The sequence below is a fragment of the Haloferula sp. genome (assembly GCF_049672945.1).
In the GTDB taxonomy this organism is placed as follows: Bacteria; Verrucomicrobiota; Verrucomicrobiia; order Verrucomicrobiales; family Akkermansiaceae; genus Haloferula.
This window is the reverse complement of sequence record NZ_JBATWY010000144.1, coordinates 42,712-56,159: the sequence shown is the minus strand read 5'-3', so window position 1 is coordinate 56,159 and position 13,448 is coordinate 42,712. Positions and strand designations below refer to the sequence as shown.

The window sequence follows — 13,448 nt, the reverse complement described above, 5'->3', positions numbered from 1 at the left end:
TGAGACCGAACCTTCTCAAACGATCCCCCACTACGAACCAAGCACAACGGACTTCAAAAACTCCGTCTCCAGATTCACCCCGTCACCGGCTTCAGCCAGTAGAGCACTGCCATCCTCACCGCGATGCCATTCTCGACCTGCGTATTGATCAGGCTCCGGCCGTAGTCCATCGCCTCGTCGCAAAGCTCCACCCCACGATTCACCGGACCCGGATGCATCAGATACGTTCCTTCACCTTCGAGCCGCTTCAACCTCTCACAAGTCACTCCATAAACCTTGTGATACTCACGTAGACTCGGAAAAAACTGCACATCCTGACGTTCCATCTGAACTCTCAGAAGATAGACCACATCCGGCTTCCACTTCATCGCTTCATCGTAGTCGGTGAAGCGCGTCACCCCATCCGCCCCGCATTTCGGAACCAGCGAACCCGGCCCGAGATGCGCCACTTCCACACCAAGCACGCGCAGCACCTTGGTCGTCGATCGCGCCACCCGACTATGCAGAATATCGCCAATGATCAGCACCCTCTTTCCAGCCGGTTCAGGAAAGACCTCCTTCAGCGTGAAGGCATCTAACAAACCCTGCGTCGGGTGGGCATGCGCACCGTCACCGGCATTGATCACACTCGCCTTGGTCTGTCGGGCGATCATTCCGGGAAGCCCACTCCGTCCATGCCGGACGACGATATAGTCCGTCCTCATCGCCTGCAGGGTTTCCACCGTCTCGCGCACCGATTCCCCCTTCACCACCGAGGAATGGGGCACGTCGAAGTTCGTCACATCCGCCGACAGCCGCTTCGCCGCGACTTCGAAAGACGAATGCGTCCGGGTCGAGGGTTCGTAGAAGAGCATCAGCACCGACTTTCCCTTCAGAGCCGGCACTTTCTTCACCGACCGCGTGAAGAGTTCCTTGAACGGCACGGCCTGATCGAGCAACAGATCGATTTCCTCGCGTTCCAGCGAGGCGAGGTCGAGAAGGTCCTTACGCGCCATGGAGTCCGGGGAAGAAATAGAGGGTTCCGAAGACAAGAACAAGCACCGCGATGATCGTGAGGATCGCGGCATGATATTGGGAGATCGGTTTCTTGAAGAAAATCCACGCCGCTCCAATCAGCATCACGCCCACTCCTCCGCTCATGACGCCGAAAAGGATCATGCGATAATGGGGCAACACGACCGCATCCTGCAGCCACTCGAAAGGCAGATCGAAACGCGACATCCCACCTGCAATCCCGCCCAGCATCGCGAGGACCAGCAACAAAAAACCAACACCGTAGATGGCAACCAGCGCCAGCGGGCCCGCCGTTTGGTTGGCCAGATGCACCGCTGGAGCTTCCACACCCGGCAGCGGGGCCCGGCGCAGCCTCGCCAGTTCCTCATCGCTGTGCTTTCGCGTCGGTAGTTTCCCACTCCTTCCAGAGCTCACGTTTGCCGCCGGGCTTTCTCGACTCCGCTCTGCTTCGCGACGCCCACGGGTCGGCAACTTGCCGGATTCCCTCGACCTGACTTTCTTCGGCTTGTCGGCAGGCAAACGCTCGGACTTCCTCAGCGATTTCACCGGCTTCGCCCTGGCTTCAACTTCTTCCTCAGCAGGCTCCAGCACCACCGGCGCCTGACTCGGCTTTCCACTCACCTCCACCCGCTCAACCTTCTCGACCGGCTCAGATTTCTCGATCCGCGCCTCCGGTTCTTCAGGCTTCTCCTGCGCAATCCTGGCAGCAGGCAAAGGCTTTGATTCGACCGGCGTCTCGACAGGCTTTTCCGTCGGAGGTCGCGGAACAGCTGCCTCCAAATTGCCCGAACCCATCACGCCGGGGGCATCCGGGGGCGGACCGTCAGAAGAAATCCCCAATGACTCACGCAGCGCCGCGAGCTCCTCAGCCGTCTTCTTCTTTTTGGGTAAGGGGCTCACGATGCGTCCTTGATCTCAATCTTGTCCTCTCCGTCGGTCGCTTCGAGCGAAACATAAACGTGATCTCTCCGCGCCGTCTCCAAAACGATGCCGACATAGTCCGGCTGAATCGGCAGTTCGCGGTGACCTCGATCAATCAGCACCGCCAACTCGACTTTTCCCGGCCGACCGTAGTCAGAAAGCGCATCGAGCGCCGCCCGGATCGTCCGACCCGTGAAAAGCACATCATCAACCAGAACCAGATTGGCCCCCTCTAACGGAAAATCAATCTCACTGCCCTGGAGCTTCGGATTCTCGTGAAGGTGCTCGAAGTCATCCCGATAGAGCGAAATATCCAACACCCCATAGTCTGGAACGCAGCCCGCCTCCACCAGCAGTTTCCTCACCCGCTCGGCCACCTCGTCACCACGGCTACGAATGCCGATCAGAGCGAACGGCCCGCCACAGGCCCTCGCCTGGATCTGCTCCGCCAGCTTGGCGATGCCCGCCTCCATCTCGTCCTTTCCCAAAAACCGGCTCATGTCCCTTCGAAGTGGAGGATTCCGATATCGCGACGGCGTTGCAAGCCATCGAAGTGAATCTTATCGGCCGCCGCATGCGCCGCGCTCACCGCCGACTCGCGATCCGCAGCCGTTGAGACCACCGCCAGCACCCGCCCTCCGTTGGTTTCCCACTGGCCGGAGCGGTTCTTTTTCGTCCCGGCATGATAGACGCGAGCCTCGCCCACGTCCTCCGTGCCGGAAATCACATCCCCGCTCCGCGAGCTGTCAGGATATCCCGCCGAAGCCACCACCACACAGACGCTCCAACCTTCATCGAAGGAAATCCTTGTCGGATCGAGTTGGCCCTTCGCCCCTCCCAGGCAATATTCCGCCAGATCTCCTTTCACCAAAGGCATCACCGCCTGGCACTCCGGATCTCCAAAACGGCAGTTGTACTCGATCACCTTCGGACCCTCCGGCGTCAGCATCAGCCCGAAGTAAAGGAAGCCGCGATAAGGAAGCCCCTCCCGCTGCAAACCGACCACCGTCGGCCCGACGATTTCGCGCTCAATGCGCTCCAGCAGTTCGGCCGAGATCAACTGGCGGCTCGCCACCGCACCCATGCCGCCCGTGTTCGGACCCTCGTCGCCTTCGGCGATCCGTTTGTAGTCCCGCGCTGGCGTGAAGATCTGATATTTCCCATCAACCACCGCCGCAAAAATGGACACCTCAGGACCCGTTAGAAACTCCTCGATCAGCATCCGCCCGGCGCCAAAACGGCGCTCGACGAGCACCTCGTGGAGGAATGCCTCCCCTTCACTCTCCTCCATGCAAACCGCGACACCTTTCCCAGCCGCCAGCCCATCAAACTTAAGCACTACCGGGTATTTTCCCGAAATTGCCTGACGCGCTTCATCGATTGTATCCACTGCTGCAGCACCACCTGTCGGGATCCCGTTTCGCTCCAAAAACTCCTTCGCGAACTCCTTCGAGGCCTCCAGCTGTGCGGATTGCTTGTGCGGCCCCCAGCAGGGAATCCCCGCCCTCTCGCAGGCATTCGCCAGGCCGTCATCCTTGACCAGATAGCTCTCTTCGCCTGCCACACAGAGATCGATCCCGACCGCCGACATCCACGCCAACAATTCCTCGACCTCGTCACCCACTTCCACAATTTCCGCCAGCTCCGAAATCGCATCGCTCCCCGGAAAGCTGAACATCTCGTGCGCCCCCGGAGACTCCGCCAATGCCCTGATCAGCGCGTGTTCGCGCCCCCCCTTGCCTACCACCAGAATCTTCATGTGCACCCGTTTTCATTCAGAGTGCTTGGCTTTGCAAGCCCCGGAGGCCCGATTCCCTTCCTGCCGAGGAACATCTTCAAGTTCCCGGTTGAAAAAATCGATTCCTGTCCGCTACTTCCCGCGAACTTCAACTGTTCAACCCCCATGCTCACCGGACCTTACGACTTCCAGACACGCATCCTTCATTGGCTGAAGAAGTCTCGAATTGCCGCAGCCAACGCCAGGCATGGACGGAGTCCCGGACTTGCAGCGCCAAGCTCGCCGCAGCATCCGGCGACACTTGTGGCAAGGAGAGCTCCGGTTGCCACGACGCAGCTCGCTAAAGTACGTTGCACCACCCTGAATGAGTGCCAGAATCACGCTTCTTTCCCCATCCGCAAGCGTCGGATCACCTACCGGGTTTCCCTAAAACCACGGGCTTGATTCAGGCAGCCTCCCGGCAAACCGCCGACCATCGGGCCTAGTTCGCAAGGGCCGTATAGATCGTCGCCACCCCGAAGGTGACGGGATCGATCTCAACCTCTCGGTAGCCGCAACTTTCCATCAGCGCCGCCATTTCCTCGCCCATCGGGAATTCTTCAATCGATCCTCCGAGATATTCGTAGGCGTCCGTCTGGCGAGTCAGCCATCCCGCCAAGGTCGGCAGAACCCGGTGCAGGTACCACTGATAAGGCCCTCTCAAGGGTGGATCCGGCAGGGAGAAATCGAGCACCAATAAATGTCCACCCGGCCGGAGCACGCGTCGCATCTCCTTCAGACCCGTCTCGTAGTTCGCCATGTTGCGCAAACCGAAGGCCACCGTCACGACATCGAAGTTTCCGTCCTCAAACGGCAAATCCATCGCATCCGCCACCAGCGTCTTCGCCAAACCCCGCTCGGAAGCGTGTACCAGCATCTCCGCACAGAAGTCACTGCCCACGACTTCCGCCTCGGGGCACAGATCCTGAATCTCTAACGCCAGGTCGCCGGTGCCGGTCGCCACATCGAGCACTCGCTCCGGCTTCCAGCGTCGCACGATCCGCGCGACCTTCTTCCGCCAGAGAATGTCCGTCCCCATGCTCAGCACATGGTTGGTCGTTACGTAGCGGTCGGCGATGCGAGCAAACGCTTCCCGCACATAAGCCGGATCCTGGATGGTTCCTTCGCCCATCGCCTAGGGAAGTAAATCGTTGTAGGTTCCTGGATCACTTCCGGGGATCTCGATCGCCCCGCAGGCCTTTTCGTAGAACTCACGCGGACCGACTCCGCCAATGATGCCATACGCGTAACCAAGCTCGCGCAATCCTTCGAGGGCTTTGAACAAAAGGGCCTTTCCCACTCCACTGCCCCGTGCGCTCTCCGCCACCCCCGTTGGCCCGAAAAAACCGCGCGAAGTCGTGTCGCAGCACGCAAAACCAATCACCTGCTTGTCCTTCGTCGCAATGAAGCAGGCAATCGGCTGGCGGCTCATCGCCACCTCCACCTCGCTCACCCACTTGGGCGAAAATCCAGCCGCGACAAACTCCGTCACCGTATGCTTCTCGAATGCCCGCGCCCGACGCAACACAATCCCCTGAGCCTCCACCCGCTCGTAAAGCTCCCGGGAGTCCGGAAGGTCATAGAGCCGCACCAGCATATCGATCATGCGCCTTCCCTAGACCATGCCCCCATTCCCGCAAACTAAGAAATCACCGACCTCACCCGGACCGCTGACTTCAGTCGGCGCCCACCGCGTCATTTCGACCCGACACTTTGTCCCGAACGCGCCAACTTGCGCCACCTTCTTGCCATGAATCCATGACCCAAAAAAAACACAAGCCATTGATTTTCAATAAGCCAATTCCCTGAAATCAGCTCTGGCACTCTCCCTGCAAATCACTTCCCCGACAATTAACCAACGCAATTACAAACATGATCCTTCCACAACATCTACGCAACTCGACTCCGTGGCTGAGCGATTTCGGACGCCTTTTCGACACCGCCTTCCAGCGGGTCTCCCAAGGCCCACGCGGTCTCCGCATCCACGAACAGGACAAGCAGTGGACTCTCGAAGCCGACTTCCCCGGCACCGCCAAGGAAGCCCTCGAACTCGAGGTCCGCGATGGAGCTCTCCATCTGGGCATCAAATCCGATGACGGAGCATCCAACGCCTATCGCCTGCCGCTCGGCAAACACGTCGATCCCTCAGGCATCAACGCCAAACTCGAACTCGGCGTGCTGACCGTCACCTTACCAAAGGCCAAGGCAGACACCGAAACCCATCGCATTGAAATCAACTAACCGAACAAACTTATGAATACCGATACCACTTGCTGCCAGACCGACGGAGGAAATGCCGCCGTCGCCGAAAGAAACGAAACCACCGTGCGCTACACCGAGCCCGTCTGGAACGCCGACCGCCACGATCAGGGCGTGGACCTTGAAGTGACTCTTCCAGGAGTCGCCAAAGAGGCCCTCAGTCTTGAAGTCCACGGTCAGCACCTTCAACTCGAAGCTCAGCGCAAGAGCCCCGAAAGCTCCGGCAAGCTGATCTACGGTCAGCCATCGCCCGAAGGCTATCGGCTCAAGCTCCGCCTCGGAGACACGCTCGACGGTGCCGCCCTCAAGGCCAACCTTGAGAACGGCATCCTTCGGGTTTCGATTCCCCTTCTCGAATCCGCCCAACCGCGGAAAGTCGAAATCAACTAAGTTCTAATTGTGTGACGCAGACACGCTGTCTGCTTGGGAAGCGGCCTGCCGATTGGCAGGCCGCTTTGTGTCTTTGGTGATGATCTCGCTGCGCCGCGGGATTGCATCATTGCGTCCCCACCGTTCCACGTACATCATTGGCTTCATGCAGGTCGTCACTGATCAAATCCGCAACTTTCTCCAGTACACGGCGGTCCAATTCATCGAGCATCCGGAACGGGCCCAGCTCAAGGTTGCCGAGCTCGGTCCCAATCGACTGCGTTTCAAGATCATCCTCGAGCGATCCGATGTCGCGCTCTTGATCGGGCGCAACGGCTTCAGCGCTTCCGCCATTCGGGGAGTTGTCAAAGCCGCCTCCGAACGCGCCAGCGTGCAGGCCAACCTGCAAATTCACTCTCATGAAGAGGAAGAGGAAATGATGGCCCGCGAAGCTCAGGGCTAGGCACTTGCAACCCCATGGCATGAACGGCCATCACCTCATTCTAGGACTCGCTGGACCGGAGCTCAGCGCTGATGAAATCAGGCTCTTCGAAAAGCTGCAGCCCGCTGGCTACATTCTTTTCACAAGAAACATCGTTTCCGCCGCTCAGACGCGCGCGCTGACCGACTCCCTTCGTGAGCTCCACACCCTCGAACCCATTATTGCGATCGATCAGGAAGGCGGCCGGGTGACCCGCACCAAGGAGATCGCCCCTGCACTCCCGTCGGCCGCCGAACTCGCCGCCCACGGCAACATGGGCACCAGTGCCAAGGCCGGCATCCTGACCGCTGACCTGCTGCGCCTGCTCGGCTTCAATCTCAATTTCGGCCCGGTGCTCGATCTCGACCACTATCCGGAAAACCAGAACTCGCTCCGCGGCCGTTGCTGGGGGCGCGATCCCCAACAGGTCATCGATCACGCCGGCATCTGGAATCGCTGGATGCGCAAACACTCCGTCCTTTCCTGCGGTAAGCACTTCCCCGCCTGCGGCCGGGCGCTGAGCGATCCTCACCACGATCTGCCGGCGAGCAAGGCCACCCGCAGCGAGCTGCTCGCCGAAGACATCATCCCCTACACCGCGCTGATGCCTGAACTCGACAGCATCATGCTCGCCCACGTGTTGTTCCCAGCGATCGATCCTGATCTGCCCGCCTCCCTCTCACCCAAAGTTGTTAGAGGCTTCCTTCGTGATCAACTCGGCTTCGACAAGCACCTCGTCCTTACCGACGACCTCGACATGGGCGCCATCGCGGAGCGCTTCCCCGACAATACCGACGTCACCGCCGCGCTCGAAGCGGGCAATGACCTCGCGATGATCTGCCACCACACCGAACGCGCGGAAGACGCCGCTCAACGCATCGGAAAGCTACCATCCCACGTCCTTCATGATTCGGAGAAGCGGCTCGACCGCTTTCTTCGAAAGAAGATCCCTGTGCCGTTCGCTTGGTCTCAGCTAAAATGGGACGAGACTTGCAGGGAAATCGAAAAGTTACGCGAAGAAGTCCCCGTCCTGGAAGCCTCGAGCGCCATCACTCAGTCCCCGGTCGCGGACTACTGAGCACTCAGCGAAACTCGCCGACATTCTCCTTGGTCACCAATCGAAAGGGAATGAAGCGCTCGCTCTCGACGCTCTCTCCACGACCGAGAGCCAAAGCCGCCTTCAGAGCCTCCTGCGCCTGCCCCACGCCGTCCTGAAAGACCGTCGCATCCAGGCGGCCTTCTTCCACCGCCTGCAAGGCGTCACCGATCGCATCCACCCCCACGACCACGATCTGATCCTTCTTTCCGGCGCGCTCGACGGCCAACAGCGCGCCCATCGCCATCTCATCGTTCTGGGCGAAAATCGCATCGATCCGATCGCCGTGGGACTGCAGCCAGTTTTCCATCAAAGTGACGGCCTTGGCCCGATCCCATTCCGCCGTCTGCGTGGCGAGAAGGACCATCTCCGGATGCTGGGCCAGCACCTCGCGCGCGCCTGCGTCGCGTTTGATCTGCGCCGCCTGCCCCATGTAGCCCTGCATCATCAGAACCCCGCCTTTCCCGTCCAGCCGCTCGGCGATGTATTCCATCGCCATCCGCGCGGAGTCTTCGTCGCGCGATCCCACAAAGGCATCCGGCACGGCTTTCGTGACCGAATTCACATTCACGATCGGAATCCCCGCCGCCTTCGCCTTCTCAACGGCAGGTGAACTCGCCTCCATCTCACAAGGATTCAGCACAATCGCCGTCACGCCTTGCGCGATGAAATTCTCCACCTGCTGAATCTGCCGCCCGGCATCGCGCTGCGCATCATTGATCACCAACGTCACTCCCTGGCGATCCGCTTCGGCCTGCAAAGCCGTCTCCAGTGTCACAATGAACTCATTCGAAAGATTCAGCAACGACACCCCGACCACCGGCTTCCCATCATCGCTCCCCGAGTCGCAGCTGCAAAGCAAGCCACCTAACAGCACCATCAACCACCACTTCCATTTCTTCACAGATCTCATACTCGTCGCGTCTCTCGGTTCTTCATCATTTCACGATTTTTCAAGCCTTCCGCAAGTGTCTTTGGTCAAGCCAGACGGCACCGACGATGATCAAACCCTTCACCACTTGCTGATAGTACGAAGAGACATTCAGCAGATCGAGCCCGTTCCCGATCACCCCCATCAGCAGCGCCCCGAGAATCGTTCCGCCGATCGTCCCGATTCCTCCCGACAGACTCGTCCCACCAATCACCACCGCCGCAATCGCATCCAACTCATAGGCAATTCCCGCGTTCGGCTGCCCGGTGGTGATCCTCGACGCCAACACCACGCCCGCCAATCCGGTCAAGGCGCCGCATACGGCATACGCAAACATCTTCACCCGTCCCACATCGATCCCTGCCGCCCGAGACGCCTGCTCGTTGCCGCCCACTGCGTAGAGATGCCGCCCGATCCGGGTGAACTTCAGCACCCACCACGCAGTCACCGCCACCGCCAGCAGGATCAGAGCCGGAATCGGAATCCCCGCTACGTCTCCCGCCACCGCCTTCATCGCCGGGCTCATGTTGGAAACCGGTCGCCCACCACTGAAGACCAGCGCCAATCCCCGGGCAATCGTCATCATCCCCAGCGTTGCGATGAAGGGCGCGACTTTGCCGAAAGTCACCACCCCACCATTGACCGCCCCGCAGGCCAGCCCCGTCAGCACACCGACCCCGAGAGGCACCACCAAAGGATAGTCCCCCGGATGCGCAAACTGCGCGGCCAACACCCCGGCCAAGGCCACCACCGAGCCCAGCGAAAGATCCACCCCACCAGTCAGCAGCACGAAGGTCACTCCGACCGCCAAAATGCCATTGATCGAAATTTGACGAACCACATTGACCAGATTCGCCGAGCTCAAAAAGTGCGGACGCAGGATCGACAGCACGGTCGCCGTCACCAGCAGCGCAATGATCAGGCCAAAACGCCCACGCCAATCCGCAGGCAACCATCTTTGACCAATCGATTCACTCAGGCATGGCATAACTCAGGATCTCTTCTTGATGGGTTTCCGCGGTCACCAGCTCGGCGCTGACCTTGCCCTCACGCATCACCACGATGCGATCACTCAAAGCCAGCAGTTCCGGCAGCTCGGATGAAACGAGCATGACCGACATGCCGCGCCCCGCAAGCCCGCGGATGATTTCATACACTTCGGACTTCGCGCCGATGTCAATGCCGCGCGTGGGTTCGTCGAGAATCACAATCTCCGGCTCGGTCAGCATCGTCCTCGCAATCACCACCTTCTGCTGGTTGCCACCGCTCAGCTCTCCGACCTTCTGCCCGACCCCGCTCGAGCGCACCCCGAAGCGCTCCACCGCTTCACCCGCCATCGCGCGCTCTCGACCCGCCACAATCACCGGTCCCGCGCAACAAGCCTTCAAGGCCGACAAGGTCGCGTTCTGGCCCACCGACATCTCCGGCACGATCCCATAACCCTTTCGATCTTCCGTCACCATGCCGATACCCAGACGGATGGCATCCGCCACCTTCCGGATCCGCACCGGCTCACCCTTCACCCGGATCTCGCCACCATCCGCCGGCACCAGGCCAAAAACCGCCGACGCCACCTCACTGCGTCCGGCCCCCATCAAGCCCGCCATCCCAAGCACCTCACCGCGCCTCAACACCAGATCGACATCATCAAAAGCACCCTCCCTCGAAAGCCCCCGCAGCTCGAGGATGGGCTCATCCGCAAGCTCCCGATGCGCCGCCTTCGCCATCTTCAACTCACGACCCACCATCAGTGAAATCAGCCGCTCGTCATCCAGATCGGACGCCTGTCTTGTCGCCACCAGCTCTCCATCCCGCATCACCGTGATCCGGTCCGCAATCTGGAAAACCTCATCCATCTTGTGCGTGATGTAGACCACTCCCACGCCGCGCTTTTTCAAAGTTTGAATCGCCCTAAAAAGGGCCCGCACCTCGCGCTCCGAAATCGCAGCGGTCGGCTCGTCCATGATCACGACTCGTGCCTCACTGCCCAAGGCCCTCGCAATCTCCACCGTCTGCATCCCCGCCACACTCAGCTCGCGCATCTTGGCCTCGACCGGCAAATCCACCCCTAACAGATCGAGAAGCCTCTTCGCCTCGCGCGCCATCGCCGCCCGGTCAATCGTCCCAGGAAATCGCCCGCGCGGTTCACGCCCCAGCAGCAGGTTCTCCGCCACGGTCATCTCCGGCACCGTCATCAATTCCTGATGAATCATCGCCACCCCCCGCTCCATCGCCTCGTGCGGACTCCGGAAACTGACACGCTCACCCATCAGGCAGATCTCCCCGCCGTCTGGCGGAAACTGACCGCTCAGCACATTCATCAAAGTCGACTTCCCCGCCCCATTCTCACCCATCAAGGCGTGGACCTCACCCGCCCGGAGCTCGAACGACACTTCGTTCAGCGCCTGCACCCCGCCGAAGCTCTTGCGAATCGCCCGCGCCTCCAGCAGCACCTCACCAACATCGATCTCATCCGGCACCCCGGGAACTTCCACCGGGCGCCCTTGCATGTCGATCTCTTAACCCATACCGAACTTGGGGCGTCCGAACCGGTTCCGACCCCGCCCCTCGGGTCACTGCACCGACTTGCTCAACTCCACCCCCACCCATTCGGTCTCGGGTAGGATGAACTTGCGAATATGGACCGTCACGGCGGTGGCACCGTGCCGGGCAAGAACCAAATCGGCGATCTCATCCGCAAGCGTCTCGATCAGTTTTCGCGAGCCTGTTTCGGCCAAACGACTGATCTCCACACAAACGGCATGATAGTCCACCGTCGCGCCGATTTCGTCATTCATCTCTGAAAACCCGGTGGTCGGCTGCATCTCCACATCGATCCGCAATTCCTGCCAATCCGCGCGCTCTTCCTCCGGCACACCGATACGTGTCCGAACCTTCAGACCGCGAATCTTGATCAGTCCCTTGTTCATGAATGATGGATGATCATGTCCCCGTTCAAAGCTTCGATCAAGAGCACCCGTGTCGGATGATTCAGATCGAGGGCCAGGGCCTCCGCCGCGGTAACCCAGCGGAATTCCTGCGCCTCGTCATTCAACACCACTTCACCCGAAGTACGCCGCACGACGTAGTTGAGAAGCAGGAAATGCTCCGGTGTTTGAAACTCCTCCGAATCGATGCAATCCTGAACCATCACGAAGCGGACCTCATCGACTTCCAGCGCGGTCTCTTCCCGAATCTCGCGCTTCAGGGCATCCAGCGAGCCTTCGCCCCGTTTGATCTTTCCTCCGGGAATCCCCCATCGATGACCCCACTTGTGGGTCTTGATCATCAGCAGCTTGCCCTCGCCATCCTGAATCAGCGCTCCCACCGTCGCCACCGGCCGCTTCTTTTCCCCCGGACGCTCCATCAAGCGCTGCAGGCCGGCCAGATCAGCGACCGTGATATGAGGCTTTGCCAGCGAAAGCGGCCCCGGGTGGGTGTAGCCGGTCAGCACCGCCACCGAGGTCAGATTGGCGTGATGCGCGGTGTCAATGTCGTGAGTCATGTCGCCCACAAAGGCACTCTCCGAGGGATCCAGACCATGCGTCTCGAGGAGCTCCAAAATCACCTCCCGCTTGTCGAGCACCCCGGAGTAGGTCGCTTCAAAGTAGTCGCCCAGGCCGAACTCATCCAACTGCTGATGGAACGCCGTTTCGTCCATGCTGGTCAGCACAAAGGCACGCACGCCATTGCGACGACACCACTCGAGTTTTTCACGGGCATGGGGAAGCACCGTCACCGGCACCTTCGATGCAGAAAACGCCGCCCGAAAATGCTCCTCCAATTCCTCCAGCCCAACATCAGGCAAAACTTCCTCATAAAATTCGCGATAGGGAAGCCGGAACGATTTACGGAAGGCTTCCCGATCCAGCATCGACTTGCCGTAAACTCCCAGCACATGGTTGGTCGCTTCGATGACCGGACCAAGGTCATCCACCAGGGTGCCCGACCAGTCGAAAATCAGATTGCGGAACATGTGTGTTGTTTTTCAACCAAGTGAGAAACGAATGGATTTCACCACCCCTTCCCCGGCCGATTTTTTCAAGTTGGCGAGCAACTGACCCTTCATCTGCTCGAGATGAAAGCGCATCGCCGGTTGGAGAACCTTCAGGGTCAGGCAGCCGTTTTTCAAAGAGTCCGGCGCGGCATTCCGAGCGACAAAGTCCCCGGCAATCTCACGCCACATTTCACGCAGCTTCTCAACCTCGATGCCATCGGCTGCCCCAGCGGCCCGGAGAATCTCAGCGATAAATTGATCCGGCTGATGAACCCGCGAATCGAGATGTTCCGGTTCATCGCCCCCGCGCCATTCGCGGAGAATGGCCCGGCGGAGTCTTGCAAGCCGGTCCTTCGCGGCCATCTCACTCGTCCCCGTCTTCGCCGATCGCCTCGACGGGACAGCCCTCCATCGCCTCACGGCACTGGGCGACTTCCTCGTCGTTCTCCGGTTGCTTGAAGACGTAGGAATATCCCTCGTCGTCGGAGCGGGTGAAATTACTGGGTGCCGTTTCCCGGCAAAGATCACAGTCGATGCACTGGCTATCGACGTAGAACTTTCCGGCTACGTTCTCTTCGTTTTTGTCTTCGCGGTCGGCCATGA

General features: G+C 59.9%; 17 protein-coding genes. 4 read left to right on the top strand and 13 right to left on the bottom strand.

Annotated elements, in window-relative coordinates; genetic code table 11:
* Nucleotides 1-74 precede the first annotated feature (74 nt).
* The 6 genes from WBG04_RS12930 to WBG04_RS12905 form a co-directional block, all read right to left on the bottom strand.
* A complete protein-coding gene (locus WBG04_RS12930; protein ID WP_424314852.1) occupies nucleotides 75-995 on the bottom strand; it encodes an aspartate carbamoyltransferase catalytic subunit in 921 nt (306 codons plus the stop codon).
* Complete coding sequence (locus tag WBG04_RS12925; protein WP_424314851.1) at nucleotides 985-1,914, bottom strand: hypothetical protein; 930 nt, start codon at nucleotides 1,912-1,914, stop codon at nucleotides 985-987. The genes WBG04_RS12930 and WBG04_RS12925 overlap by 11 nt, the downstream gene beginning before the upstream one ends.
* Nucleotides 1,911-2,435, bottom strand: a complete 525-nt coding sequence (gene pyrR / locus WBG04_RS12920) for a bifunctional pyr operon transcriptional regulator/uracil phosphoribosyltransferase PyrR (protein ID WP_424314850.1) — start codon at nucleotides 2,433-2,435, stop codon at nucleotides 1,911-1,913. The genes WBG04_RS12925 and pyrR overlap by 4 nt, the downstream gene beginning before the upstream one ends.
* Nucleotides 2,432-3,694 carry a phosphoribosylamine--glycine ligase gene (gene purD / locus WBG04_RS12915; RefSeq protein WP_424314849.1) on the bottom strand — a complete coding sequence of 421 codons (1,263 nt, stop codon included), beginning with the start codon at nucleotides 3,692-3,694 and terminating at the stop codon, nucleotides 2,432-2,434. The genes pyrR and purD overlap by 4 nt, the downstream gene beginning before the upstream one ends.
* Before the next feature lie 460 nt (nucleotides 3,695-4,154).
* The gene (locus tag WBG04_RS12910) at nucleotides 4,155-4,844 is read right to left on the bottom strand and encodes a ubiquinone/menaquinone biosynthesis methyltransferase (RefSeq protein ID WP_424314848.1); all 690 of its coding nucleotides are present in this window, start codon (nucleotides 4,842-4,844) and stop codon (nucleotides 4,155-4,157) included.
* A 3-nt stretch (nucleotides 4,845-4,847) separates the two neighbouring features.
* Entirely contained in the window at nucleotides 4,848-5,318 is a 471-nt protein-coding gene (locus tag WBG04_RS12905; RefSeq protein WP_424314847.1) for a GNAT family N-acetyltransferase, read from the bottom strand.
* A 266-nt stretch (nucleotides 5,319-5,584) separates the two neighbouring features.
* Between WBG04_RS12905 and WBG04_RS12900 the strand changes: the two genes are divergently transcribed.
* The 4 genes from WBG04_RS12900 (at nucleotide 5,585) to nagZ (ending at nucleotide 7,899) form a co-directional block, all read left to right on the top strand.
* A complete protein-coding gene (locus WBG04_RS12900; RefSeq protein WP_424314846.1) occupies nucleotides 5,585-5,953 on the top strand; it encodes an Hsp20/alpha crystallin family protein in 369 nt (122 codons plus the stop codon).
* Nucleotides 5,954-5,965: 12 nt separating this feature from the next.
* Nucleotides 5,966-6,361, top strand: a complete 396-nt coding sequence (locus tag WBG04_RS12895; RefSeq protein WP_424314845.1) for an Hsp20/alpha crystallin family protein — start codon at nucleotides 5,966-5,968, stop codon at nucleotides 6,359-6,361.
* A gap of 145 nt (nucleotides 6,362-6,506) precedes the next feature.
* On the top strand, nucleotides 6,507-6,803 hold the full coding sequence (locus WBG04_RS12890; protein ID WP_424314844.1) for a KH domain-containing protein: 297 nt from the start codon (nucleotides 6,507-6,509) through the stop codon (nucleotides 6,801-6,803).
* 19 nt (nucleotides 6,804-6,822) lie between these two features.
* Nucleotides 6,823-7,899 carry a beta-N-acetylhexosaminidase gene (gene nagZ / locus WBG04_RS12885; protein ID WP_424314843.1) on the top strand — a complete coding sequence of 359 codons (1,077 nt, stop codon included), beginning with the start codon at nucleotides 6,823-6,825 and terminating at the stop codon, nucleotides 7,897-7,899.
* Nucleotides 7,900-7,903: 4 nt separating this feature from the next.
* Here nagZ and WBG04_RS12880 read toward each other — a convergent pair whose 3' ends face one another.
* From WBG04_RS12880 to WBG04_RS12850, 7 genes are all read right to left on the bottom strand, one after another.
* Entirely contained in the window at nucleotides 7,904-8,830 is a 927-nt protein-coding gene (locus WBG04_RS12880; protein WP_424314842.1) for a sugar ABC transporter substrate-binding protein, read from the bottom strand.
* Nucleotides 8,831-8,870: 40 nt separating this feature from the next.
* Complete coding sequence (locus WBG04_RS12875) at nucleotides 8,871-9,836, bottom strand: ABC transporter permease (protein ID WP_424314841.1); 966 nt, start codon at nucleotides 9,834-9,836, stop codon at nucleotides 8,871-8,873.
* On the bottom strand, nucleotides 9,820-11,358 hold the full coding sequence (locus tag WBG04_RS12870) for a sugar ABC transporter ATP-binding protein (RefSeq protein ID WP_424314840.1): 1,539 nt from the start codon (nucleotides 11,356-11,358) through the stop codon (nucleotides 9,820-9,822). Before WBG04_RS12870 ends, WBG04_RS12875 begins: the two co-directional genes overlap by 17 nt.
* A gap of 63 nt (nucleotides 11,359-11,421) precedes the next feature.
* Complete coding sequence (locus tag WBG04_RS12865; RefSeq protein ID WP_424314839.1) at nucleotides 11,422-11,778, bottom strand: dihydroneopterin aldolase; 357 nt, start codon at nucleotides 11,776-11,778, stop codon at nucleotides 11,422-11,424.
* Entirely contained in the window at nucleotides 11,775-12,824 is a 1,050-nt protein-coding gene (locus tag WBG04_RS12860) for an HAD hydrolase-like protein (protein WP_424314838.1), read from the bottom strand. Before WBG04_RS12860 ends, WBG04_RS12865 begins: the two co-directional genes overlap by 4 nt.
* Nucleotides 12,825-12,836: 12 nt before the next feature.
* Nucleotides 12,837-13,208 (bottom strand): DUF721 domain-containing protein, encoded by a 372-nt coding sequence (locus tag WBG04_RS12855; RefSeq protein WP_424314837.1) that lies wholly within the window; start codon nucleotides 13,206-13,208, stop codon nucleotides 12,837-12,839.
* Nucleotide 13,209: 1 nt separating this feature from the next.
* Nucleotides 13,210-13,446, bottom strand: coding sequence for a ferredoxin (locus tag WBG04_RS12850; protein WP_424314836.1), 237 nt, complete (start codon nucleotides 13,444-13,446; stop codon nucleotides 13,210-13,212).
* Nucleotides 13,447-13,448: the final 2 nt, after the last annotated feature.